Source organism: Sphingobacterium zeae (assembly GCF_030818895.1).
GTDB classification, from domain to species: domain Bacteria; phylum Bacteroidota; class Bacteroidia; order Sphingobacteriales; family Sphingobacteriaceae; genus Sphingobacterium; species Sphingobacterium zeae.
The window spans coordinates 5,205,939-5,231,744 of sequence record NZ_JAUTBA010000001.1; the positions used below are offsets into that span (position 1 = coordinate 5,205,939).

Below are 25,806 nucleotides of genomic sequence, written 5' to 3' on the forward strand. Positions count from 1 at the left end.
GCCTTTTCTAGTTGATATCTTTTACACAGCGGAACCCTACATTATTTGTAGGACTGTTGACCTCTCCTTTTCCTCTGCTTCCGGCTTTATACCTTTCGCAATATTGATCATTACAAAGAAATGACCCTCCCCGCTGAACGCGTTTTTCAAGATTTGGTTCCTGCGGATCATAAGAATCTTGTGGTCCTTTGGGGTTAGCCGTTGTACTATGCTGATAATAATCGGGTCTATAAAAATCAGCACACCATTCCCACACATTCCCTTCCATATCGTACAGTCCCAACGCATTTGCCTGAAATGATTTTACAGGCGCAGTCCCCTCAAAACCATCCTCCTTTGAATCTTGTACAGGAAACTTTCCCTGGTAAATATTGGCGGTCCATTTACCATTAGGCTTCAAGTCCTTGCCCCAATAATACAAGTCATCGTTTGCATCTTTACGTCCTCTAGCCGCATATTCCCATTCCGCTTCCGTAGGCAATCGCTTGCCTGCCCATTTCGCATAAGCTGTAGCATCTTCATAGGCAACCTGGACAACCGGATAATTCATTTTGTCTTTTATCGAGCTATTGGGTCCTTCTGGATGCTGCCAATTTGCACCAGGGACGTACACCCACCACATCAGATAATTATTTAATGAATTCAGTTCCTTGGGTTTGGAGAATACGGCTGAACCAGCGACTAACATTTTAGGATCAACTCCTGGAAAATCTTTCGGATCAAGCTCTCGCTCAGCAACAGTTACATAACCTGTCTCCTTGACGAACTCTGCAAATTGCGCATTTGTGACCTCGTGTTCATCCATATAAAATGAATTTAGTTCAACCTGATGTAAAGGCTTACTATCTTCAAAATTCGAACTTCCCATCAAAAATTTACCCCCTTCGACTAATATCATCTTGTCCGTAGTCTTACTTTTTAACTGGGCAATTTGGGATTTTATCATCCCTGCGCGCGTCGGTATATTTTCCCCAACACAACAGGAAAGTGTATCCTTGGTGGAAAATAACGATAAACAGGTCATTAGGGTTAGATTGAATAACATAATTAAAGATAAACATAAAAGGGGAACATTAAAAAGTTCCCCTTTTATAATTACTTACACACCGAGCTATACACCCAATTGTATATTTTCATTTTTCGCTGATCTCGAACGGATAGGCGTATTACCACCGCCTTTCAACGTGATTTCTACCGGCATATTATTTTTCCATGCACCCTTTGTGAAATCTGGCACATCAACTGTTTTACAGTTCTTTTCTACAGATTCGAAACTCAATGGCACGATACAGCTCCATGAAGCAGCATCATAAACATCCTGGTCCAAAGGTAATCCATTACGCAAACAGTCAATCAGACGCCAGTCCATCATAAAATCCATCCCACCATGTCCACCAACCTGTTTTGCCTGCTCACCAATATATTTCACCAATTCTGGTGTGTATTTATCGTACAGTTCTTTTAATTTCTGTTCTGTAATGAATTCATGGCCAAACGCAATATTCTCCGTAGGATACTTTTGTGCAAACCCTTTGGTTCCACTTAGCGTATGTAATCTAGAATAAGGTCTAGGAGAAGTGACATCATGCTGCAGCATAATCGTTTTTCCTTTTGCGGTGCGGATAAGCGTTGTATTCATATTGCCACGGTATTTCTTTCCGACAAATTTCTGAAAAAAAGAATCCTTGGCCGCTAGCTCTTTTGCTTTTTCTCCCATCATAAAATCATTGGAAGACATTGCCACAAGATGATCCATCTTATCCCCTCTATTGATATTTAAGCATTGTGCCACAGGCCCAAGTCCATGAGTAGGGTATAGATTTCCATTTAATTTTATATTTTCTCTCAAGCGCCACATGTTATCATAACCATTCTTTGCAAAATTCAGATCCAGTAAATCATGGATATAAGCACCTTCTGCATGGATAAGTTCACCAAACAAGCCTTGGCGTACCATATTCAATGTCAGCATTTCGAAGAAATCATAACAGCAGTTCTCCAGCATCATACAATGCTTTTTAGTCGCTTCAGATGTCTTCACGACCTCCCAACAATCTTTGATTGTCAAAGCGATCGGGACTTCACAAGCCACGTGATTGCCCGCTTTCATTGCAGCAATGCTCATCGGAGTATGATAATCCCAAGGCGTACAAATATAGACGAGATCGAGTTTCTCTTCTTTCAACAAGAATTTCCAGCCATCTTCACCTGAATACGCTTTCGGAGCTGCTAGACCTTTCGATGTAACGATTTTTGTTGCGCGCTCCACCCGGTCTGAATGCTTGTCACAAAGTGCGACAATTTCGCATCCCTCAATAAAGGACAAGCGTTCAACAGCTCCCGGGCCACGCATACCAAGTCCAATTACGGCTACCCTTACCTTATCAATTTTTGGAGCCGCATAGCCACACATATTAAACGATTCTGCTGCCGTTTTGGCATTGACCAAAGTAGGGAGTGAAACAGCCAGTGATGACAATATTCCGGCTTTTTTTAGAAAATCTCTTCTAGAATCCATAATTTAAAGTTCATATAAATTTAAAGGGACCAATTGGTCCCTCTAAAAATCACCTATTTTAAAACAAACTAAACAGTCAATAGAAAAATCCTTTTGGATTAGATTTATATTTGGTTCTTATGTAAGAACTTAATCGCTGTGACAATAATAGGGCACTTTTTTTAAAATAAAAAATGAAATATGAAAGCAATCGTTTGCTCAATTTACACAAACGATTGCTTGATAGGTTATATTTATTGCTTTTTGCTATTAGCCATCACGAATTGTTTCGCCATAAAATCTGGATTACCAAAATACAATTATAGTCATGTTGGCCATTCGAGCTAGATTGTCTAGATGGATATTATGCTGGTATACCACATAGAAGAGAGACCCCTTGTCGATGAAAAATGTTGCTATACCGCTATGGGATCTTGAAACCATGTTCCGGAACCAATAAACTATTTACATCTTTTCACCCAGATACAGTTATAAAAGATTCGTGTAGCCACTACTGGAAATAGCAATGATAATAGAACATAGAAAGTGGATCATCACTGGTCCTGAAGCGGGTAAGGATGGGAAAGTTACACGGCAGATGACTGCCCTCCGCTGGACCGGCCTCACCCACGGTCGGGGGCAGCATACAAACGAAAGAAGCCCTTGACTGTTTCCAGCAAGGGCTTCCGTGTAAAAAAAGGCACCGACCTACTCTCCCACCTGTTACGGCAATACCATCGGCTCTGGCGGGCTTGACTGCTCTGTTCGGAATGGGAAGAGGTAGACACCGCCGATATAGGCACCTAAAAATCTTTATTGGCTGATATATGATATCCATATCATGTTATCCATGCCAAATGACATATATACTGAAAGAGTTACGTTTCTGCTTTGTTATTCTTTTCGTTTCTAAAAATTAAAGAGGAAGACAACAGTGTCTGTCTGCTTGAGAAAGCTTCGGGCTATTAGTACCACTTGGCTTTGGTCTCTCAACCTTTACACCTATGGCCTATCAACGTAGTCATCTCCTACGACCCTATAAGGAAGTCTCATCTCGTGGCTAGTTTCGCACTTAGATGCTTTCAGCGCTTATCTATTCCAGACGTAGCTACCCTGCCGTACACCTGGCGGCATAACAGGTTCACCAGAGGTCTGTCCAACCCGGTCCTCTCGTACTAAGGTCAGATCCACTCAAACTTCCAACGCCCACAACAGATAGGGACCGAACTGTCTCGCGACGTTCTGAACCCAGCTCGCGTGCCACTTTAATGGGCGAACAGCCCAACCCTTGGGACCTTCTCCAGCCCCAGGATGTGACGAGCCGACATCGAGGTGCCAAACCTCCCCGTCGATATGAGCTCTTGGGGGAGATCAGCCTGTTATCCCCAGCGTACCTTTTATCCTTTGAGCGATGGCCCTTCCATACAGAACCACCGGATCACTATGTCCGTCTTTCGACCCTGTTCGACTTGTCGGTCTCACAGTCAAGCAAGCTTATGCCATTGCACTCCGCGTACGGTTACCAAGCGTACTGAGCTTACCTTTGAAAGCCTCCGTTACCTTTTTGGAGGCGACCACCCCAGTCAAACTACCCACCAAACAATGTCCTCGGAAATACCGAGTTAGAAACCGGATACAGAAAGGGCGGTATTTCAAGGTTGATTCCATGACTCCTGGCGAAGCCACTTCAACATCTCCCGCCTATCCTACACATCCTGTACCCAATCTCAATGTTAAGCTATAGTGAAGGTGCATGGGGTCTTTCCGTCCCGTTGCGGGTAATCGGCGTCTTCACCGATACCACAATTTCACCGAGCTCATGGCTGAGACAGCGCCCAGATCGTTACACCATTCGTGCAGGTCGGAACTTACCCGACAAGGAATTTCGCTACCTTAGGACCGTTATAGTTACGGCCGCCGTTTACTGGGGCTTCGATTCAATGCTTCTCTTGCGATGACATCCCCTCTTAACCTTCCAGCACCGGGCAGGTGTCAGGCCTTATACTTCATCTTGCGATTTTGCAAAGCCATATGTTTTTGTTAAACAGTCGCCTGGGCCTTTTCACTGCGGCTGCTCTTTCGAGACAGCGCCCCTTCTCCCGAAGTTACAGGGCCATTTTGCCGAGTTCCTTAGCCATGACTCACTCGAGCACCTTAGGATTCTCTCCTCGACCACCTGTGTCGGTTTGCGGTACGGGTCTTCATAACCTGAAGCTTAGCGGGTTTTCTTGGAAGTCTGTTTACCTGCTCTATCAGCGCCACCGGAGCTTTGCTGTACTATTGGGTTTCAGCTAGAGTTGCGGATTTGCCTACAACCCCAATACCTACGCCTTTCAACGAACTATTCCGTCAGTTCGCGGCAGTGTCACTACTCCGTCACCACATCGCAGTTATGAAGAGTACTGGAATATTAACCAGTTGTCCATCGGCTTGCCCCTTTCGGGTGCGCCTTAGGTCCCGACTGACCCTGATCCGATTAACGTTGATCAGGAAACCTTGGTCTTTCGGTGGGCGGGTTTCTCACCCGCCTTATCGTTACTTATGCCTACATTTGCTTTTCCATAACCTCCACAGTTCATTGCCAAACTGCTTCCCCGGCGATGGAATGCTCCCCTACCAGATGCACATCTTTCAGTACAAATCCATAGCTTCGGTACCGTTCTTGATGCCCGTTTATTATCCACGCCCGGCCGCTCGACTAGTGAGCTGTTACGCACTCTTTAAATGAATGGCTGCTTCCAAGCCAACATCCTAGCTGTCTGGGCAACCGGACCTCGTTAGTTCAACTTAGAACGAATTTGGGGACCTTAGCTGATGGTCTGGGTTCTTTCCCTCTCGGCCTTGGACCTTAGCACCCAAAGCCTCACTGCCGGCTATATTTGATAGCATTCGGAGTTCGTCTGGATTTGGTAGGATTTGACTCCCCCGCACCCAATCGGTAGCTCTACCTCTATCAAACTCCACGCCGACGCTGTTCCTAAAAACATTTCGGGGAGTACGAGCTATTTCCCAGTTTGATTGGCCTTTCACCCCTACCCTCAGGTCATCCGGAAACTTTTCAACGTTTATCGGTTCGGTCCTCCATTACATGTTACTGCAACTTCAACCTGCCCAAGGGTAGATCACAAGGTTTCGCGTCTACCTCATCTGACTATCCGCCCTATTAAGACTCGCTTTCGCTTCGGCTGCGTCCCTGAAGGACTTAACCTTGCCAGACAAGAGTAACTCGTAGGCTCATTATGCAAAAGGCACGCTGTCACAGGACCTGCCTGCTCCAACCGCTTGTAAGCACACGGTTTCAGGTTCTTTTCACTCCCCTGTTCGGGGTTCTTTTCACCTTTCCCTCACGGTACTGGTTCACTATCGGTCTCTCAGGAGTATTTAGCCTTACCAGATGGTGCTGGTGGATTCCCACAGGATTTCTCCGGTCCCGCGGTACTCAGGATACCACTATGTCAACATTCTTTACCTGTACGGGGCTCTCACCCTTGTCGCGCAGTTTCCCACCTGCTTCCAGTTCATAGCATTGTACAATATCGTGGTCCTACAACCCCGTCTATGCCGTAACATAAACGGTTTGGGCTCTTTCCCGTTCGCTCGCCACTACTTGGGAAATCATTGTTATTTTCTTCTCCTACGCCTACTTAGATGTTTCAGTTCAGCGCGTTCGCGTTTTATACGGCTATTCTTCAAATAGCCAGGTTGCCCCATTCGGAAATCTCTGGATCAAGTCGCATTTGCCAATCCCCAAAGCTTATCGCAGCTTATCACGTCCTTCTTCGCCTCTGAGAGCCTAGGCATCCCCCGTGTGCCCTTATTTACTTTCTTCACCGGCATAGCCTTTTGCTACTATGCGGCTGCTTTTGATATATATACCCGTATGCTAGGTTCGGGATCGTTCGGCCTTGACCGAGGGTCTCTCCCTTACTTCAAACACATACACGTATTGTCTCTATACTGTTGTCTTCTCTTGTAATTTTTTTTCTCTTTCAATATGTCAAAGAACTCTTTTTCCGGTTTGTTTCTTCGGAGCATCTGTCGATGGTCCTACCGGAGATGTGGAGAATAACGGATTCGAACCGTTGACCCCCTGCGTGCAAGGCAGGTGCTCTAGCCAGCTGAGCTAATTCCCCTTAACTTTTCGTAGTCCCGAGCAGATTTGAACTGCTGACCCCTACATTATCAGTGTAGTGCTCTAACCAACTGAGCTACGGGACTAGCTATTTCCTGTTCATCTATCTCTCTCGGTCCTGCTCCTTTCGGGGCGGGCACTTTCTTCTGATGTTTTTTTCTTCTTTTGCAATCATATGTAACGTGACGAGTACCGATCCGCGATACTCTAGAAAGGAGGTATTCCAGCCGCACCTTCCGGTACGGCTACCTTGTTACGACTTAGCCCCAATTATCGGTTTTACCCTAACACGCTCCTTGCGGTAACATGCTTTAGGTACCCCCAACTTTCATGGCTTGACGGGCGGTGTGTACAAGGCCCGGGAACGTATTCACCGCGTCATTGCTGATACGCGATTACTAGCGAATCCAACTTCATGGGGTCGAGTTGCAGACCCCAATCCGAACTGTGAATGGCTTTTAGAGATTAGCATCATATTGCTATGTAGCTGCCCGCTGTACCATCCATTGTAGCACGTGTGTAGCCCCGGACGTAAGGGCCATGATGACTTGACGTCGTCCCCACCTTCCTCACTGTTTGCACAGGCAGTCTGTTTAGAGTCCCCACCATGACATGCTGGCAACTAAACATAGGGGTTGCGCTCGTTGCGGGACTTAACCCAACACCTCACGGCACGAGCTGACGACAGCCATGCAGCACCTAGTTTCGTGTCCCGAAGGACGGATGCGTCTCTGCATCCTTCACTAACTTTCAAGCCCGGGTAAGGTTCCTCGCGTATCATCGAATTAAACCACATGCTCCTCCGCTTGTGCGGGCCCCCGTCAATTCCTTTGAGTTTCACCCTTGCGGGCGTACTCCCCAGGTGGATAACTTAACGCTTTCGCTGGGACGCTGGCTGTCTATCGCCAACATCGAGTTATCATCGTTTAGGGCGTGGACTACCAGGGTATCTAATCCTGTTCGATCCCCACGCTTTCGTGCATCAGCGTCAATACCAGCTTAGTGAGCTGCCTTCGCAATCGGAGTTCTAAGACATATCTATGCATTTCACCGCTACTTGTCTTATTCCGCCCACTTCAAATGGATTCAAGCCCGTCAGTATCAAAGGCACTGCGATGGTTGAGCCACCGTATTTCACCCCTGACTTAACAGGCCGCCTACGCACCCTTTAAACCCAATAAATCCGGATAACGCTCGGATCCTCCGTATTACCGCGGCTGCTGGCACGGAGTTAGCCGATCCTTATTCTTCCAGTACATTCAGCCAGATACTCGTATCTGGGGTTATTCCTGGACAAAAGCAGTTTACAACCCATAGGGCAGTCATCCTGCACGCGGCATGGCTGGTTCAGGCTTCCGCCCATTGACCAATATTCCTTACTGCTGCCTCCCGTAGGAGTCTGGTCCGTGTCTCAGTACCAGTGTGGGGGATTCTCCTCTCAGAGCCCCTAGACATCGTCGCCTTGGTAAGCCGTTACCCTACCAACTAGCTAATGTCACGCGAGCCCATCTCTATCCTATAAATATTTAATATCTAACCGATGCCGGTCAAATATATTATGCGGTCTTAATCTCTCTTTCGAGAGGCTATCCCCCTGATAGAGGTAGGTTGCTCACGCGTTACGCACCCGTGCGCCACTCTCACCATCTTCGAGCAAGCTCTCCGATGGATCCCGTCCGACTTGCATGTATTAGGCCTGCCGCTAGCGTTCATCCTGAGCCAGGATCAAACTCTCCATTGTAAAATGAAGTTTTTGATTCCAACTATTTATAAATAATCAGAATTCTTTTTTATATCTCTGATCTTGGATCGAATTGAACGAATTACTTGAATTTGTTCATGACTTTCGACTTTCGTCTGTCTACTCGTCACGCTTACATGATTGTGTTTTCTTAAAGAACTTTGTCGCTTCAACTTCCGTATCCGCTATATTCCGATGAGCATTGCGCCCCTCTTTATCTTTTTTGTTTTCCCTCCGTTTCCGTTGGGACTGCAAAGGTAGAAATCTTTTCTGAACTTCCAAAAACTTTTTGAAGTTTTTTTCTTTTCTCTTTTTTCGATTTCCGCGTTTAAAATAAACTCAGCGGGATTCTAGATCCTGCCAAACTCACTTAAACCCTTCTTTTTTCATCGGCTCCCTCTTTCGTAGTAACCGTCCCTCCCTTGCGGAGTGGTGCAAAGATAGGAAGTTTACAAACAAACTTCCAAGCCTTTTGTTCTTATTTATTTCATTTTGGGCATAACTACCTGGAAAGATGGGAGATTCTTTTTATGAAGAAGTCTCCTGGAGCGGAACTGCAGGGACAGATGGCCGGTGAAAGGTTCTGCGGGCAGGGGACTACAGCGAGGTATCTTTCACAGGTTGTATGCAGCAGGCAGCGCCGAGCTAAACGTAAACGGCCTGCCGAATTGGTCGTATAGGGCAGCCGGCAGCTGTGCTATCACGGAATGACTGCAGAAATCGAAGTATGTGGAAAGGCACACCGCCGGGGCTCATGACCGGTATCTTGCCCAGGTTGTATGCTGCAGGCAGCGCCGAGCTGAATGTAAACGGCCGCAAACATGGTCGTATCGGGCGGCCAATGCAGGGCATTTAAACCTACATCATATCATAGGTTAGTTTAGGGTTTAGTTAGGGTTTAGTTAGGGTTAGTTTAGGTTTAGTATAGGTTGAACCCATACTAAACCTAACTTAAGGCTAAGCTATAGGTAAACAAATTCTACACTAAGGGTCAAGAATATAGTAACTATGTGTTTTTTTAGGGATAAGAAACCGCGATAACTAAGGATAACACCAAGGTCAAATACGAGTTTAACCGTAGCACCAACCCTAGCTTATCTATGCCGAAAAATAGCTTTTATAATATAAATACGCGTATATGCTAAAGATAAAGGAGCACTAATCCCAGTTACGTAACCAAAATTTGCATTATGAAAATGCGTTCAGACCAGTAATATCTTGACCTGTGATCAATAAATGGATATCATGAGTTCCCTCATAGGTAATTACAGACTCCAGGTTCATCATATGCCGCATTATTGGGAATTCACCGACAATCCCCATTCCGCCAAGGATTTGTCTGGATTCACGCGCAATCTGCAACGCCATATTCACATTGTTCCTTTTGGCCATCGAGATTTGCTGTGGTGTCGCGCGTCCTTCATTTTTGAGTACACCTAAACGCCACGATAACAACTGCGCCTTGGTAATTTCCGTAAGAAATTCTGCAAGTTTCTTTTGCTGCAATTGAAAACCAGCAATTGGCTTACCAAACTGACAGCGCTCCTGCGCGTACTGAACGGCAGTTTCATAACAATCTATTGCTGCTCCAATAACGCCCCATGAAATCCCATAGCGGGCCGAATTCAAACAGGAAAGCGGTCCCCGCATTGAATTTACACCTGGAAGCACATTTTCTGCCGGGATAAAAACATCATGAAAAACCAATTCACCTGTTTTGGAGGCGCGCAACGACCATTTGTGAACGGTTTCTGGAGTTTCAAAACCGGCCATTCCACGCTCAACGATCACCCCTCTGACTTTTCCAGATTCATCCCTCGCCCAAACGACAGCAATATCACATACGGGTGAGTTGGTGATCCACATCTTTGCTCCATTTAATAAAAAACCATCTCCTTTTGCCGTCAATTTCGTTTCCATTCCACCCGGATCAGAACCATGATTAGGCTCAGTAAGACCAAAAGAGCCGACTAGCTCCCCAGAAGCCAGCCGCGGCAAATATTTAACACGCTGTTCCTCGCTACCATAGCTGTAAATCGGAAACATCACCAAAGAGGATTGCACGGAAGCTGCCGACCGAATGGCCGAGTCACCAGCTTCCAATTCCTGCATGATCAAGCCATACGAGATCTGATCCAAACCAGCTCCGCCATATTCAGTCGGAATATAAGGGCCCAAGGCTCCAATAGCACCTAATTTTGGCATCAAGCCAGCAATAGCACGATGCTCCTGTGCCGCATCTTCAATGAAAGGCTTTATCTCTGTTTTCACAAAATAGCGGACAGACTGCCGTATCAGTTTATGTTCTTCGGACAATAAATCATCCACTTGATAATAATCGTTATTGATCTGTTTAGTCATCATATAGTCTACATTAGCTTATCTAAGATAAAGAATATTTTCTCACTGAACAATATTCAGCATAAACTTGATAAAAAAAAACTTATTTCATATATTTATATCATTCAGCGAATAAAATAAACCATTATGATAAAATCAGCGCTTAAAACACTTGGGATATCTTCTCAAAATTTAGGGTCGTCAACTGGACAGCAATGGTTTTCCGAAGGTAAAGAATTCGAATCCATTTCACCTGTCGATGGAAAACTCATCGCAAAAATAAAAGGCAGCCATAGTAAAGACTATGACGCAGTTGTTCAGCAGGCTGCTGATGCTTTTTTACAATGGCGTCTGTTGCCCGCTCCGAAAAGAGGGGACATTGTTCGCCAGTTGGGAGACAAACTTCGTGAACTGAAACCCATCCTCGGAAAGCTAGTTTCCTATGAAATGGGTAAATCTTATCAGGAGGGTATGGGCGAAGTACAGGAAATGATAGATATCTGCGATTTCGCTTTGGGTCTATCCCGCCAATTATATGGCAACACCATTCACTCGGAACGCCCGGGGCACCGTATGTACGACCAATATCACCCCTTGGGCGTGGTGGGTGTTATTACCGCATTCAATTTTCCAGTAGCCGTTTGGGCCTGGAACACTGCGCTAGCCTTAGTCTGCGGAAATACGGTGGTGTGGAAGCCTAGCGAAAAAACGCCATTATGTGCCCTAGCTTGCCAAAAAATACTTTCAGAAATCTTACATCACAACGGACTACCTGAAGGAATATCCAACCTGATTACAGGCGACAGGCAAGCCGGAAAGTGGCTCGCCGCAGACAGTCGCATTGCTTTAATTTCTGCCACAGGCTCTACCCGTATGGGAAAAGAAGTCGCCGTTACTGTAGCGCAACGTCTTGGCAAGACTCTTTTAGAACTTGGTGGAAACAATGCAATCATCGTGACGCCCGATGCAGACTTAAAAATGACCATTATCGGCGCCGTCTTTGGAGCTGTAGGTACTGCTGGACAACGCTGTACGAGTACGCGAAGACTTATTATCCATGAGCGCATTTATGAAGAGGTAAAAAAACTATTGACTAAAGCGTATGGTCAACTAAAAATTGGAGACCCTTTGGATACGAAAAATCATGTAGGACCATTAATCGACAAAGACGCCGTAAAATCATACTTAAACGCACTGGAAAACATTAAAAAACAAGGAGGAAAATTGCTAATTAAGGGAAAGGTTCTTGAAGGTAAGGGATATGAAAGCGGATGTTATGTGCAGCCAGTCATTGCAGAAGTGGAAAACCATTATGAAATCGTACAGCAAGAGACCTTTGCCCCAATTCTTTATTTGATCAAATATAAGGGGGATATCCGTGCCGCTATAGATCTTCAAAACAGTGTTGGCCAGGGGTTGTCTTCTGCAGTCATGACAAACAATCTGCAGGAAGCTGAGCTGTTTCTAAGTGCTGCCGGGCTCTGATTGCGGTATTGCCAATGTCAATATCGGCACTTCAGGAGCCGAAATCGGAGGTGCCTTTGGAGGCGAAAAAGAAACTGGTGGCGGTCGGGAATCTGGGTCAGATGCCTGGAAAGCCTACATGCGCCGTCAGACAAACACCATCAATTATACGACTGATCTGCCGTTGGCACAAGGGATCAAATTTGATTTATAAACCATTTACACACAAAACTATGAACAACGTACATGAAAGATTAAGCAAACATATATTAGCCGATGGGTTTCCTTTGGTTATGGATATGGAAAAATCCCATGGTTCTTATGTCGTAGATGAAGATGGTGACGAATACCTGGATATGTTCAGCATGTTTGCATCGATGGCCGTGGGCTACAATCACCCCCATTTGGTCAAACAAGGTGATTTTTTAGGTAAAATGGCCGTCAATAAACCTGCCATGTCGGATATCTACCCCAAAGAGTTTGCTGATTTTGTCGACACTTTTGACCGTGTAGCCATACCGAAAGAACTCCCCTATGCCTTTTTCATCTCGGGGGGAACACTCGCCGTTGAAAATGCCTTAAAAGCTGCCTTCGACTGGAAGACAAGGCTTAATTTCGCACAGGGAATACAAAAGGAAGCCAGCCAGGTCATTCACTTTAAACAGGCTTTTCATGGTAGATCGGGCTATACCCTGTCATTAACGAATACACAAGACCCCAGAAAATACCTTTATTTTCCAAAGTTCAACTGGCCACGCATTACCAATCCGAAGTTGAGCTATCCCTTAACAAGCGAACATATCGATCAGACGATTGCTTTGGAGGAAAAAGCTGTCTCGGAAATACGTCAGGCGATCACGGCTAACCCCAACAATATTGCCTGCATTATTATTGAACCGATACAGGGTGAAGGTGGCGACAACCATTTTCGAAAGGAATTTTTCGTACAGCTTCGTCAAATCTGTGATGAAAATCAGATCCTCTTAATTTTTGACGAAGTACAGACGGGATTGGGAATCACTGGAAAAATGTGGGCTTACCAACATTACAATGTAATTCCCGATATCATTGCTTTTGGCAAAAAAGCACAGGTCTGTGGGATACTGGCCAGCAAAGAAAAATTTGATCAAGTGGAACATCATGTTTTCAAAGAATCCAGTCGTATCAATTCAACATTTGGTGGCGATTTTATGGATATGCTGCGCTTCAAATTAATTCTTGAAGTCATAGAACAGGAAAATCTCGTTCAAAATGCGGCCGAAAAAGGACACTACCTGCAAGAGGAGCTCCAGAAGTTAATGGCAAAAAAAACACAGCTGTCTAATTTAAGGGGTAAGGGACTATTTGTTGCATTGGATTTTGACGCTGAAAGCGAGCGCAATGCATTTATCAAGAATGCCTATGCAAATAAGCTTATCATGTTAGGTTGTGGTGAGAAGAGTATCCGTTTTAGACCGCACCTTAATGTGAGTTATGAGGATATCGATAAAACAATAGCAATTATAGAAAAGAGTATTTTGTAAAAAATAAGCAATGCTAAAAAGCTTCAATGTAGCCCATAGCATTGCCTATTTTTTTTATAATCTATCTATCTCTACATACATTGGGACGGTCAATATCGACCAGTTCTGAAATTCCGTACTCATCAAACAGGTCTAAGAGAGCATCTGTACCTTCTTCAAGTTTGTAATCCATCTCTTCTTTATATACAGGGATCATTGCATAAAAATTGATCAGATTACCATCTTTGGTCTTTAACTCCAAAAATTCCTCATCAAAACTTAGCATAGGCGGAAGCAGCAACATACAACCGAAACCTGTATTTGCAATATCCTCGGCTTCCATCCCATTAGGAATGGTATGCCCATATCCCAACCAGGTTTTGTACTCATGTGGAAACCGCGCTAATCTTTTCAAAAAGTAGACCGGCCAATAATTATTGTCATCCTGAAATTCCTCTTCTCCGATCTTCCAATCAGCGGGCAGCACAACCATTAGCTCTGCGCGCTCATAAGACTCTTTGTTTTCCACTTCATCTGGAACATGCATAGCCAGGTCACTCATGCCCGAAGTAACCAATATATGATATGGATAGTTTGCACTTGGTTTAATCCAATGCACATCGATATGAACCAATTCGGAGATAATCTCATGGAATACCATATCGGGTTCGGCAATATATTTGGTCAAATGCTCCTCGATTTCATCCAGATAAACACATTGTACCTCCGGAAATAAGTTTTTAGGATCCTTATCATCAGATTGATCTTCATAACGGTAGACCGTAGAACCTCCGGCAGTAATTTCTGTATCTTTTTTTTCGGACGGAGATTCTTCCTCTTCGCCGCTCATAATTTTTTTGACTTTATCCCAAAATGACATATTATCTTATAAATGGTGAAAATTTAAGCTATTCTTTTCTTATCAATTTATTCGATCACAGCAACGACAGGTTGCCTGAATCTTGTTTTAACCGGTTTTCCCTTGACCTGACCAGGCATCCATTGTGGCGACCGGCGCATAGCAGACAACACAGCCTTTGCAAACTCGGGGCTTACCTTATCGGGATTCTCGATTTCAATATTACAGATCGCTCCATCTTCACAAACAATAAATTTCAGCATTGCCGTCTGCCGAGATCCATATTTTGCATAGGCCACACTGTCCATTGCCCTGATTGTTCCCGACAAATCCAGGTTATTTTGCAAAAATCTGGACCAGGCCACCACCCCGCCCTTAAAATAGGGAAAATCATCAACGTGCTGTGCAATACTGTCTGCAGGAATATCCCGTTTAGCAATCACTTGTGCACTTGCGGAAGTACACAATACCATAAAAAGTAGAATTGAAAAAAAAGTCTTAAATCCCGTTAAATACATAACCTATCCTATCCATAATCGTACCATTTAACGGTTGTATAAAATCATTTATTGCGTTAAGCAATAAATGATTAATTCAGTGGCATATCAACTTGAGCAACAAAATCTCCGTTTTCATCAACAAGAAAACTGATCGGATGCTCTGGATTTTTAATAATCTCGAATAAAGTCAATCCCCAGGGTTTCCAAAAATTTTCCAAAACTTGGCCATAAGTCTTATTTTGCCAATGATCAAAGATAGGTTTCATCGACATATCCGCTAATGGCATAGGTTCAACATAGACTTTTTGCGGGGTGTTTAGATAGGTATAATCTGGCAAACGGTTAAATAAGTAGGCTGAATAAAAATAGCGTGCACACAATTCTTCAAACTGGATCGGGTGTAATGTTTTGCCCGCAATGACTTTGAGAATATCCTCGTGATAAATATTGTTTGTCGCATTATCTTGAAGACAGGCAACTACAGCAAAGTCCTTCATACGGATCGAGAAGATCAACGTATTAATTTCATCACGATACATAAATGTATCAGGTGCATTCTCAACAGGTACAACAACCAATGAAAATGGGAATGTATTTTCAAACTCCATCGGTACAACCAGCGACTGCAACATCGCATGCAGATTTGTAAAACGCTGTGCAAGTGCCTGAGAGAAGTTCATATCTTCACCAGAAGCTTTTTGCTGCCGAATTCCCGCAAGAATTTCATTAAAAACCACCCCATAGATGATTTTTGTCATCCATTGAAACAACAGTAGAGGTTCTAACTGTTTAACCGCTTTATATCCCTGCTCAAATGACTGCTCTACCTCCTTTTCCATTTGCTCAATCGCCGCTGCCGCCGCCATGGAACACGGTAGTTTCAACGATTTGTAAGTAACCAGATTCTCATCCAGCATTTTAAAAGGTTTATCTTCCAATTGAAAAGATTTCATCATCCATACAGGAAACACCTGAATGGATTCTTCTTTCGACTGAAGCTTATTCCCTGTTAAAAAACAAATAGCTGAATCAAACTGAAATTGTTTGAATGGATTATACAAAGTTGTCGCCATAATGCGGACAAAGTTAAAACAAATCGAAAAGTCCACAAGAAAAGCAAATTCTTATTACGATAGGGTGACTTGCATCCTTAAACTTATTTTATTTTCAGAAATTATTGAAAATTCAAAAACTTTAAATACCTTTGATATAGGCAATCACAAAAAGCATGGGAAAGCCAATCGGTTCAATAGTCCGATAAAAACAAATGAGGTATTGGCAAAATAAAAGCACGATGGAATTACAAGAAGCAAAACAACAGTTCATAGACACCTGGGGCGCATTAGGTTCTGAATGGGGGATCAACAAATCTGTTGCTCAGGTTCATGCCCTACTCCTTTCCGCAAGCAATCCCATGTCTACAGATGAGATTATGGAAAAGTTGGTGATCTCCCGCGGGAATGCCAATATGAGTATCCGGCAATTGATCGATTATGGTATTGTCTACAAAAAACATATTGCTGGTGATCGAAAGGAATATTTCGTCGCAGAGAAAGAGGTCTTAAAATGGGCGATGAAAATTGCAGTGATGCGTAAGCAGAAAGAGCTTGACCCCGTTATGGATATTCTTAAGGATATAAGCCGAAATACCGAGAAAGATCAGACGGCAGAGGGTAAGGAATTCCATAAAACGGTAAAGGACATCCAAAATCTGACGGATCAACTCGAAACTATTGCCAACAAGATTTTCAATACTAGCGGTGGAGATTTATTAATTAAATTGATCAAATTAATGATGTAGCATCATGAACTTCAATATTCTAGCCTACGCAATCTACGGTCTGCTCACCTGTTATGTTATTCTTTGGGTCGGTCGGTTATTTCATAAAAATGGTCGGATTTTTATCCTATCACTTTTCCGCCAGGAGGTCAACTTGGCTGACACAACAAACAACTTATTGCTGCTGGGATATTATCTGTTCAACATTGGTTATGCAATCTTACAATTTAGTTATTGGCGGCAAATTGAATCATTTGATGAAATGATCAGCAGCATTGCCTTTAAAACAGGACGATTACTTTTTGTCCTTGTTGGGTTACATTACTTCAATATGCTCAGTATTTACTTTTTCGCAAAAAGAAAGAATTCATTAACCATTAAACATTAATATCATGGGAAATTTAACAGTTATCGGGTACTTTATTTACTTACCCATTGCAATAGGTTTAACCTATTATGTTGCCTACGTGCTCTTTAAAAACAGCCTTGTTTACATGAATGATATCTTTGCAGGTAGGCCGGAGGTAGCCCATGCGACCAACAACCTCTTTCGCATCGGATTCTATCTGATGAATTTGGGATTTGCGCTATATATCCTTGAAATCAGCCTGTACAAGCCGAGCGTTCAAGAACTCATTGAACGTCTGAGTTATAAAATCGGTGGATTTAGCATATATCTTGGCGTAATGCTCTTTCTTAATATGTTTCTCTTCTTTAGGGGCAAACGAATTGCTAAACAAAGAAGAGCAATGGATACTACTTACGATAGTTAATCTGAAAGCTTCTCAAATAGAAATACCATGGATAAAATAGTCATTGCTGGAGGGACAGGTTTTGTTGGACAATATCTTTCCAAGAGATTTCAAACTTTAGGTTTTCAAGTTGTCGTGATTGGGCGTCGACGGGGCACTATTCAATGGACTGATCATTCCAGCATTTCTGAGGCGCTGGAAAATGCGGCCATCCTAATCAATCTAGCTGGAAAAACTGTCAACTGTCGATATACTGAAAAAAATAAAGCCGAAATATTTTCTTCGAGAACAGATACGACATCGATTCTCGGTGAACTAGTAGCAGGCTGTACCAATCCACCACAATTGTGGCTCAACTCTAGTACGGCGACCATTTATCGGCACGCCGAAGATCGTCCAATGACCGAAAGTTCGGGGGAGATCGGAACAGGTTTTTCCGTTGATGTTGCAACACTATGGGAAAAGACTTTTTTCGACTTCAAATTGGAAAAGACAAGACAGGTGGCACTTCGGATGGCGATTGTTTTGGGCTCGAATGGTGGTGTTATCCTGCCTTTTAAAAATCTTGTCCGTGCTGGACTAGGGGGTATACAGGGTAATGGCCGGCAATATTTTAGCTGGATCCATATCGAAGATCTTTTTCAGATCATCCAGTTCTTACGATGCCATGACGACATTAGTGGCGTCATCAATTGTGCGGCTCCCCACCCGATAATGAATAAGACTTTTATGGCGACTTTTCGACAAGTAATGAACCGTAACATTGGTCTACCATCTCCCAAATGGCTACTGGAAATAGGCGCTGCTTTAATTGGTACGGAGACAGAGCTGCTTTTAAAAAGCCGTTGGGTATTACCTGAAAAGTTGGAGAATAGTGGATTTACATTTAGGTTTCCAACGATATCAAGTGCTTTACAGGATATTCTACAGCGGGGGTAAAAATTGAAAAGATAAACGTGGGGTAAACCAATTTATCCCACGTTAACCTTAAAATTTTCAAATACAAGCGGCGCAGTAACAATAGCACCCTCGTTATTTTTCACCCCTTTAAACTCGGAGGTTTTTCCTTTCTCCAACAGGTTCTTCATCTCTTTTTCGTCGAGAAAGATACCATTCAATGTCCGCCAGATCTTAAAATCACATCCACGGGCATAATGGTCGCATTGGGCTACTTTATCGTAGAGCAAAATTAATCCCTGCTCACATTTCGGACATTTTATCTTTCCTTTTTGTTGAGGTTTAACTTCCTCTTGCGCGAGAGAAATCCGCAGCGTCAACAGTTCTTTTGTAATTTTGGCCGTATAGTCCTTAATATGTTTCATAAAAACATCATAGGACACTTTATTGGCTCGCATTTCCTCCAGCTTCTGCTCCCATTTACCGGTCAAGGTTACCTTGGCAATGGAACGATCTTTTACAAGATTGTATACCGCAAGTCCTTTTTCCGTTGGGATCAGTTTTTTCTTGTCGCGCTTAATATAATCCCGCTGGAAAAGTGTTTCGATAGTTGCGGCTCGTGTAGCAGGTGTACCAAGTCCACAGTCCTTCATAGCCTGCCGCATTTCATCGTCTTCAATTTCCTTTCCCGAAGTTTCCATGGCCTTCAATAAGGAGGCTTCGGTATGTATGGGTCTTGCTTTGGTAAAACGTTCGGCAAGTTCGAGGGTCAGAATCTGCAATAATTCCTCGGCTAACAGCTTCGGTAACTGCGCATTCTCATTATCCTGATCGTCATTGTTTTTATCTTCATCGGGCGCTTCGATCTGCTCCGCGGAAAGACGCCAGCCGTATTGCTTGATTACAGTACCTTTGGCGATAAGTTCAACCCCCTGCGCATCAATTGTCACGGTGGTAATATCTTTTATACATACTTCCGAGAAACTTTCCACCATGCGCTTGGCGATCATATTGTAAACATTCTGTTGCTCTTTGAGCATGGGACCCGGCTTTTCATCCGTCACCAATAGGGCGTGGTGATCGGTTACCTTTTTGTCATCGACAGAACGTTTGTTCAATTTTGCACCGATCAGATTTTTTGCGATCGATGCGATGGATTCATCTGCGGTATCCGACAAATGTTGAAAAAGTGCGCCAATTTCTTCAAAAACATCCTCACCGATGTAACGGGAACCCGTACGCGGATAAGTGATGACCTTCTTTTCGTAAAGTGTTTGCGCAATACTCAGTGTCTGATCGGCCGAATAACCATACTTCTTATTTGCATCCTGTTGCAGCGATGTCAAATCAAATAGCAAGGGCGGTTGCTCTTTTGTTTCTTTGGCTTCCACCTTTGCCACGCGGGCATTGGAACCAACGGTCAATCGCGCAATGGTTTGCTCGGCGACATCCTTTTTATCGATCTTATTGGAGGTTGCCTTAAAACTGATATTATCTTTTTCAAAACCGGCCTGAATTTTATAGAATGCCTGGGGTTTAAAGTCTTTATTTTCCAGATAGCGCGAACAGATCATGGCCAAGGTTGGCGTCTGAACGCGGCCCAAAGAAAGTAATCCTTTATTCCCGGCCGCCAAGGTGATGGCCTGCGTCGCATTGATACCGATTAGCCAGTCCGATTCCGAACGTGAACGGGCAGACATGTACAGGCTATCGTATTCCGTACCTGCTTTCAAATTGGCAAACCCCTCTTTAATGGCTTTATCCGTTTGGCTTGAAATCCACAAACGCTTAAACGGCACTTTAGAACCCAAAAAATAGTATATATTACGAAAGATCAATTCCCCTTCCCGTCCAGCATCGGTAGCCACAATGATTTCTTCGGCCTGTTCTAAAAGGGATTTTATGGTATTAAGCTGCTTCACTGCCCCAGTATCGTCCATCTGCTTTCCATCACGCTTCACTTTCTTTGACTCCAGCTTAAATGTTGGTGGAATGATCGGCAAGTTTGAAATTGTCCACGAATTGTATCCGTAAGCCTGTGGCGTACAGAGTTGAACCAAATGACCAAAAGCATACGTAAAAGCATAGCCATTGCCGGCGATATAACCGTCTTTGACTTCCTTCGCCCCCATCACTCGAGCTAGATCACGCGCCACAGAGGGCTTTTCAGCAATTACAACCTTCATTTTAGCTATGAGATATTAGATGTTAGATGTTAGTCGATCGAAGGTATCGTTATTCCTTTGATCTTACGATATAGCTCTATCGCATAAACGTCGGTCATGCCTGAGACAAAATCTAATACGCAACGAATCTTCGAATACGAATCTTGTTTTTCAGTATAAAATTGTTCAGGAATTAAAGCGACAAGTTTCTTATCGTAATTATTCTTGTTCTTCTTCAGGTACGCTGGAACAAATTCTTTTAAAAGTGCATCCATCACCCGATAGCCAGCAATCTCAATCTGTACAACCGTGGGTGCATTATAGATTTTTGCAATGGAAATCTTCGAGATTTTTTTCATCTGTGCAACAATCTCTTCATCAAGTGCATCCATCAGCGCCGATCCGAATGTTCCGGACAAGAATTTATCCTGTTCACGTACAAAGACATCAACACATCCTTTAATCAAGGTATTGATCGCTTTGGCCCGCAACAATGCTACCCGGCTCGGCGTATCCAGCAGACCGTCAAGTCTGTCGCGAAGATTCTCTTTGCCACATAGCGGCAATAGCAACTCTTCCACTTCTTGATAGGATAAAATTTTCAGATGATGAGCATCTTCCAAGTCTATAATGTTATAACAGATATCATCTGCAGCCTCCACCAGATATACCAACGGATGTCTCAGATAGCCTTTTGGATTAGAAGGATCTTTTAATAAGCCCAGTTCATCGGCGATTTTTTCGAATGCTTTTTGCTCTTCTGTAAAAAAGCCATACTTCTTGCGGTGATGACTTTTCCTAAGATGGCCATCAATGGCTAAACATGGATATTTCACGATGGACGCCAAGGAAGTATATGTCAATGCAAATCCTTTGGGATCTTTTCCCTGAAAAGCATGTGTCAGGATACGTAAGGCATTTGCATTTCCTTCAAAATGGGTTAAATCGGCCCATTCCTCAGCCGTAACCTGTTCTTGGTATTTACGCCCTTCTCCGTCTGTGAAGTAAGTCGATATGGCGGACTCACCCGAGTGGCCAAAGGCAGGATTACCCAAGTCATGTGAAAGGCATGCTGCAGAAATAATATTGCCGACTTCCTGAAGAAACGGATAATCCGCATCAAGATTGGGGTTTTCCTCTTTCAACTTTGCATAAAACATACGCCCCAAAGAGCGCCCAACACTGGCTACTTCCAAACTATGGGTCAATCTATTGTGAACGAATACAGCACCAGGTAGCGGAAAAACCTGTGTTTTATTCTGTAATCTTCGAAATGGGGAAGAAAAGATCAAACGATCATAATCCCGTTGAAACTCCGATCGCGCTACGAGATAGCTATCTACGCTCCGATCTTCGTAACCCCAGCGCTTTGCGGAGAGCAAATCTTTCCAATTCATTTTTTCAGACATAGCGCAAACTTAGATAAATTTGCCCTTAAATACAATTATAATCCTCGGGGCACTCGCCCAAAATTGCCTTAAACATCGTTGGTTCACATTGACTGCTTACTTCATTCTTTCCTTTATTAAACTGCGATTTTTCTAGCAGAATCCTGGGTTGAATAATAACAGGTTTTAAAAAGGCCCCCGGTCAAAATCGTTTTTATACTGGTTATATTCTGTATCTTTATGCTACAATAGCAATAGAGATCAATCATGACAAAATATCAAACACTTATTCCAAAACATTTTGAAGGTACAATCGACGGCAAAAACACGCATTTGCTCTTATTAAAAAATGAAGGGGGCATGCAAGTCCTCTTAACTGACTACGGTGCACGTATTGTCAGTATTTTGGTTCCTGACAACAAAGGAAATTTGGTAGACGTTGCACTGGGTTTTGATTCTATTCAGGCCTATCTCGATTCTGACGAGAAATACCATGGCTGTACTGCAGGGCGTTTCGCAAATCGCATTGCAGATGGTAAATTTGAACTCAACGGAAAACAGTATACACTTCCTCAAAACAATGGCAATAATTGTCTTCATGGCGGTATATCGGGTTTTCATGACAAGGTTTGGGATAGAAGAGTTACCTACCAATCGCACGTCGAATTTTATTATGTTTCTCCAGATGGTGAGGAAGGTTTTCCTGGGAACGTAAAAGTGATGGTTTCCTATACCTTATCTCGAAATAATGAGATCATTATTAAATATCATGCGCAATCGGATGCTGATACACATGTCAACTTAACTAATCATACATACTTCAATCTGGATGGGGAAGGTAGTGGTGACGTATTGCAGCAGATCCTTCAGATCAATTCAGATGAAGTTTTATTTGTAGACGAGAATCAGATACCGAATGCAATAGTACCTGTGGAGGGCACTGCCTTCGACTTTCGCACACCCAAACCTATTGTGCAAGATATTACTGCTAATAACGAACAATTGATTGCTGCCAAAGGCTATGACCATTGTTATGTCAACAACCAGCCTATTTCGCAGCCTTGTGCAACAGTTTATTCTAAAAACACGGGCATTCAGCTGGATGTCTTTACAACGGAGCCGGGCGTACAACTCTATACAGGAAACTGGATGACGGGAAATGATTTTGGCAAAAGAGGTTACAAGTATCTTCCTTATGCCGGATTCTGTCTGGAAACGCAGCATTTTCCGGATACACCCAATCAAGCGGAATTTCCTTCAACTTTGTTAAAAGCAGGCGAATCATTCGACTCCGAGACACATTTTAAGTTCTCCATAAAAAAATAAGAACATAAAACGGCCGATAAGCACATGCTTACCGACCGTTTTATGTTGATGTGCTGTTTCCTCTGTAGGGCTACAGCATATTTTTTATTTTAAAAGGTCATCCAATGCTGATTCGACTTTTTCAAAACCAAAAGTTGCTTTGACCTCGGCGAACATACGTTGAATCTGATCGTTGCATAGATTTCCAATACTCCCTTCGTGGGTATGATTTACTTCTTTCGATGGCTTGAAACGCCCTTCATCAATATCAATGCCTATAGTCCTGTAGGCCTCCCGGAAAGGAACTCCTTTCAGGACCTCATTGTTGACCACTTCTACGGAGAACAAATAATCGTATTTTGGATCGTCCAGGATATTCTCTTTAACGGAAATGTTTTCCAACATAAAGGTTGCAATTTCAAGACATTCATTGAGTGATTTGAAAGCCGGGAATAAATTCTCTTTTAACAACTGAAGATCCCTATGGTAACCGGATGGCAAATTTGTTGTCATCAATGCAATCTCGTTTGGCAATGCTTGAATCTTGTTACAGCGTGATCGGATCAACTCAAAGACATCAGGATTTTTCTTATGTGGCATAATACTCGATCCTGTGGTCAAATGGGCAGGAAAGGATATAAATCCAAAATTCTGGTTAATATAAAGACATACGTCCATGGCAAACTTAGCTAAGGTTGCAGCTATTGAACTCATACCCTGTGCCAAGATACGTTCGGTCTTACCGCGTCCCATCTGCGCGTAGACAACATTATAATTGAGATCATCAAATCCCAACAATTGTGTGGTCAGGCTCCTATTTAAAGGGAAAGATGATCCATAACCTGCAGCGGATCCCAACGGATTTTTATTACAAACTTTCCAGGCTGCACGCATCATCTCCAGATCATCCACAAGGCTTTCGGCGTAAGCACCAAACCACAACCCAAATGATGAAGGCATGGCGATCTGCAAATGGGTGTAACCAGGGATGAGGACATGTTTGTACTGCTCGCTGAGTTTTATTAATTCGCTAAAAAACGCTTCTGTATTGTGGATGATATGTTGAATTTCGGAGCGAAAGTATAACTTTAGATCGACCAATACCTGATCATTACGGGATCTGCCCGAATGTATTTTTTTACCTGCCTCACCAATACGCTGTGTAAGCAGCATTTCAACCTGGGAGTGCACGTCTTCCACAGAATCTTCAATGCGAAAATCTCCAGCAAGGATTTCGCTATAGATATTTTTTAGCTCTTTCTGTACGAGCGCCAGGTCCTCATCCGTCATGAGATCTATGCTGTTCAACATACGTGTGTGAGCCAATGAGCCCAAAACATCTGCAGCAGCAAGTTGCAGATCCATGACCCGGTCATTGCCCACAGTAAACGATTCTACAAAAGAATCTACATCTATATTTTTTTGCCAGATTTTCATTATTCTTATTTTTTTAAATGCTATTTTGATCAAAAGCTTATGGCAGGTTTAGTATGGATTGAAGCTCCTGATAATTTTATGACATCCGATTTTTACAAAAATACCAATTGCAAACGGTTATATCAATGCAAAGATTGCATACATTTTTTGGATGACTTCGTTAAAAAATGGAAAAATAGCGTCGTTAAAATAGGCTGTTATAAAAAAAATAAAATGTTAAAAGTTTGTTAAATCGCGATAAACACATATTATAAGTGATCACTCACTTTATTTTTAAAAGTTATTTTGTCAGTTTTTTAAGTATTCCTATGTTTGTAGTGTAAGGGAGATGAAAAAATAGAAGATGGTAGGGTTAGTAAATACTTACCGCTTTAAATACACCGAAATTTCAAACCAAATATGATAGACCTCAAAGTCTTAAAACTTGAAAGAAATTACCTAACCAATTGTGAATCGAAATTTAAAGGCACGTCAAACCAAGATGTGCCTTTTTTCTTTTTTGGCTTATTTTATTTTTCAATCCGTATTCTCCATTCTTTTCGAACTGGCGCGTTATCGCAGTATTTTTTGTCAACTAAGTGACAAGAGGTCAAACCAAAGTTCTCTTTTAATTGAAATTTTGGCTATTTTTGTTTGACACAATTGAGCATATTCAATACATAAAACGTATACGATGGGAACAGAAAGCAAGAGACAGCAACGTTTTGCTGGGGTGATTCAACAGGATTTAGCGGCATTATTTCAGCGCGATGGTCATTCATGGGCTCCCGGAGCATTTATTACGGTTACACGTGTTCGTGTTACGCCAGATTTGGCGATCGCACGCGTTTACGTGAGCTTTTTAAACACCAAGACAGCACAGGAAGGTATTCAGGCCATTCGTTCCAAAACAGCTGAAATACGTTACAAACTAGGTGCAAAAATTAAGAACCAAGTAAAGATCGTTCCTCAATTGGAATTTTTCCTTGACGATACCAACGAGTATGTTGAACACATGGACAAACTATTTGATGAAATCAGTAAAGAGCCACGTCAACCCGAATAACA

General features: G+C 43.0%; 19 protein-coding genes, 2 tRNA genes, 3 rRNA genes and 1 pseudogene. 11 read left to right on the forward strand and 14 right to left on the reverse strand.

Annotated features, from left to right (window positions below; all coding sequences use genetic code 11):
- Positions 1-7 precede the first annotated feature (7 nt).
- Both QE382_RS21840 and QE382_RS21845 read right to left on the reverse strand, forming a co-directional pair.
- Positions 8-1,045, reverse strand: a complete 1,038-nt coding sequence (locus QE382_RS21840) for a formylglycine-generating enzyme family protein (protein WP_307187763.1) — start codon at positions 1,043-1,045, stop codon at positions 8-10.
- A gap of 66 nt (positions 1,046-1,111) precedes the next feature.
- Positions 1,112-2,518 carry a Gfo/Idh/MocA family protein gene (locus tag QE382_RS21845; protein WP_307187764.1) on the reverse strand — a complete coding sequence of 469 codons (1,407 nt, stop codon included), beginning with the start codon at positions 2,516-2,518 and terminating at the stop codon, positions 1,112-1,114.
- Between the two features lie 505 nt (positions 2,519-3,023).
- On the opposite strand from QE382_RS21845, the gene QE382_RS21850 reads away from it, so the two are divergent.
- Positions 3,024-3,164 (forward strand): hypothetical protein, encoded by a 141-nt coding sequence (locus tag QE382_RS21850; protein ID WP_307187765.1) that lies wholly within the window; start codon positions 3,024-3,026, stop codon positions 3,162-3,164.
- A 28-nt stretch (positions 3,165-3,192) separates the two neighbouring features.
- Here the strand turns inward: QE382_RS21850 and rrf are convergent.
- The 5 genes from rrf to QE382_RS21875 form a co-directional block, all read right to left on the reverse strand.
- Positions 3,193-3,304, reverse strand: a 5S ribosomal RNA gene (rrf, locus tag QE382_RS21855).
- Between the two features lie 139 nt (positions 3,305-3,443).
- A 23S ribosomal RNA gene (locus QE382_RS21860) occupies positions 3,444-6,325 on the reverse strand.
- A 231-nt stretch (positions 6,326-6,556) separates the two neighbouring features.
- Positions 6,557-6,630: transfer RNA gene (locus QE382_RS21865), tRNA-Ala, on the reverse strand.
- Between the two features lie 11 nt (positions 6,631-6,641).
- Positions 6,642-6,715 (reverse strand) — tRNA-Ile (locus QE382_RS21870).
- Positions 6,716-6,840: 125 nt separating this feature from the next.
- Positions 6,841-8,370, reverse strand: a 16S ribosomal RNA gene (locus tag QE382_RS21875).
- The 16S, 23S and 5S rRNA genes sit together here with 2 tRNA genes alongside, the layout of an rRNA operon.
- A 530-nt stretch (positions 8,371-8,900) precedes the next feature.
- On the opposite strand from QE382_RS21875, the gene QE382_RS21880 reads away from it, so the two are divergent.
- Both QE382_RS21880 and QE382_RS21885 read left to right on the forward strand, forming a co-directional pair.
- Positions 8,901-9,050 (forward strand): hypothetical protein, encoded by a 150-nt coding sequence (locus QE382_RS21880; protein WP_307187766.1) that lies wholly within the window; start codon positions 8,901-8,903, stop codon positions 9,048-9,050.
- A 14-nt stretch (positions 9,051-9,064) separates the two neighbouring features.
- Complete coding sequence (locus tag QE382_RS21885) at positions 9,065-9,226, forward strand: hypothetical protein (RefSeq protein WP_307187767.1); 162 nt, start codon at positions 9,065-9,067, stop codon at positions 9,224-9,226.
- Positions 9,227-9,558: 332 nt separating this feature from the next.
- On the opposite strand, the gene QE382_RS21890 is transcribed toward QE382_RS21885, so the two are convergent.
- A complete protein-coding gene (locus QE382_RS21890) occupies positions 9,559-10,734 on the reverse strand; it encodes an acyl-CoA dehydrogenase family protein (protein ID WP_307187768.1) in 1,176 nt (391 codons plus the stop codon).
- Between the two features lie 123 nt (positions 10,735-10,857).
- Here QE382_RS21890 and amaB point away from each other — a divergent pair.
- Both amaB and lat read left to right on the forward strand, forming a co-directional pair.
- Positions 10,858-12,388: pseudogene (gene amaB / locus QE382_RS21895) on the forward strand (L-piperidine-6-carboxylate dehydrogenase).
- Positions 12,389-12,407: 19 nt separating this feature from the next.
- A complete protein-coding gene (lat, locus tag QE382_RS21900; RefSeq protein ID WP_307187769.1) occupies positions 12,408-13,697 on the forward strand; it encodes an L-lysine 6-transaminase in 1,290 nt (429 codons plus the stop codon).
- Positions 13,698-13,758: 61 nt separating this feature from the next.
- On the opposite strand, the gene QE382_RS21905 is transcribed toward lat, so the two are convergent.
- The 3 genes from QE382_RS21905 to QE382_RS21915 all read right to left on the reverse strand — a co-directional run bounded on the left by QE382_RS21905 (position 13,759) and on the right by QE382_RS21915 (position 16,108).
- Positions 13,759-14,526 carry a suppressor of fused domain protein gene (locus QE382_RS21905; RefSeq protein WP_307187770.1) on the reverse strand — a complete coding sequence of 256 codons (768 nt, stop codon included), beginning with the start codon at positions 14,524-14,526 and terminating at the stop codon, positions 13,759-13,761.
- A gap of 77 nt (positions 14,527-14,603) precedes the next feature.
- Positions 14,604-15,008, reverse strand: coding sequence for an energy transducer TonB (locus QE382_RS21910; RefSeq protein WP_157698359.1), 405 nt, complete (start codon positions 15,006-15,008; stop codon positions 14,604-14,606).
- A gap of 116 nt (positions 15,009-15,124) precedes the next feature.
- Complete coding sequence (locus QE382_RS21915; protein WP_307187771.1) at positions 15,125-16,108, reverse strand: hypothetical protein; 984 nt, start codon at positions 16,106-16,108, stop codon at positions 15,125-15,127.
- A gap of 221 nt (positions 16,109-16,329) precedes the next feature.
- Between QE382_RS21915 and QE382_RS21920 the strand changes: the two genes are divergently transcribed.
- From QE382_RS21920 to QE382_RS21935, 4 genes are read left to right on the forward strand one after another with little or no spacing between them, the layout of a single operon-like run.
- Positions 16,330-16,836: a GbsR/MarR family transcriptional regulator gene (locus tag QE382_RS21920; protein WP_112373885.1), complete on the forward strand. Its 507-nt coding sequence runs from the start codon at positions 16,330-16,332 to the stop codon at positions 16,834-16,836.
- A 4-nt stretch (positions 16,837-16,840) separates the two neighbouring features.
- Positions 16,841-17,203: a hypothetical protein gene (locus QE382_RS21925; protein ID WP_307187772.1), complete on the forward strand. Its 363-nt coding sequence runs from the start codon at positions 16,841-16,843 to the stop codon at positions 17,201-17,203.
- A 4-nt stretch (positions 17,204-17,207) separates the two neighbouring features.
- The gene (locus QE382_RS21930) at positions 17,208-17,588 is read left to right on the forward strand and encodes a hypothetical protein (RefSeq protein WP_307187773.1); all 381 of its coding nucleotides are present in this window, start codon (positions 17,208-17,210) and stop codon (positions 17,586-17,588) included.
- Positions 17,589-17,615: 27 nt separating this feature from the next.
- Positions 17,616-18,506, forward strand: coding sequence for a TIGR01777 family oxidoreductase (locus QE382_RS21935; RefSeq protein WP_307187774.1), 891 nt, complete (start codon positions 17,616-17,618; stop codon positions 18,504-18,506).
- 32 nt (positions 18,507-18,538) lie between these two features.
- Here the strand turns inward: QE382_RS21935 and QE382_RS21940 are convergent, their stop codons facing one another.
- Entirely contained in the window at positions 18,539-20,650 is a 2,112-nt protein-coding gene (locus QE382_RS21940; RefSeq protein WP_286770663.1) for a type IA DNA topoisomerase, read from the reverse strand.
- Between the two features lie 29 nt (positions 20,651-20,679).
- Positions 20,680-22,038 (reverse strand): deoxyguanosinetriphosphate triphosphohydrolase, encoded by a 1,359-nt coding sequence (locus QE382_RS21945; protein WP_307187775.1) that lies wholly within the window; start codon positions 22,036-22,038, stop codon positions 20,680-20,682.
- A gap of 246 nt (positions 22,039-22,284) precedes the next feature.
- On the opposite strand from QE382_RS21945, the gene QE382_RS21950 reads away from it, so the two are divergent.
- On the forward strand, positions 22,285-23,343 hold the full coding sequence (locus QE382_RS21950) for an aldose epimerase family protein (protein ID WP_307187776.1): 1,059 nt from the start codon (positions 22,285-22,287) through the stop codon (positions 23,341-23,343).
- Positions 23,344-23,427: 84 nt separating this feature from the next.
- Here the strand turns inward: QE382_RS21950 and argH are convergent, their stop codons facing one another.
- Entirely contained in the window at positions 23,428-24,759 is a 1,332-nt protein-coding gene (gene argH, locus QE382_RS21955; protein ID WP_307187777.1) for an argininosuccinate lyase, read from the reverse strand.
- Positions 24,760-25,432: 673 nt separating this feature from the next.
- On the opposite strand from argH, the gene rbfA reads away from it, so the two are divergent.
- Complete coding sequence (gene rbfA / locus QE382_RS21960; RefSeq protein WP_307187778.1) at positions 25,433-25,804, forward strand: 30S ribosome-binding factor RbfA; 372 nt, start codon at positions 25,433-25,435, stop codon at positions 25,802-25,804.
- Positions 25,805-25,806: the final 2 nt, after the last annotated feature.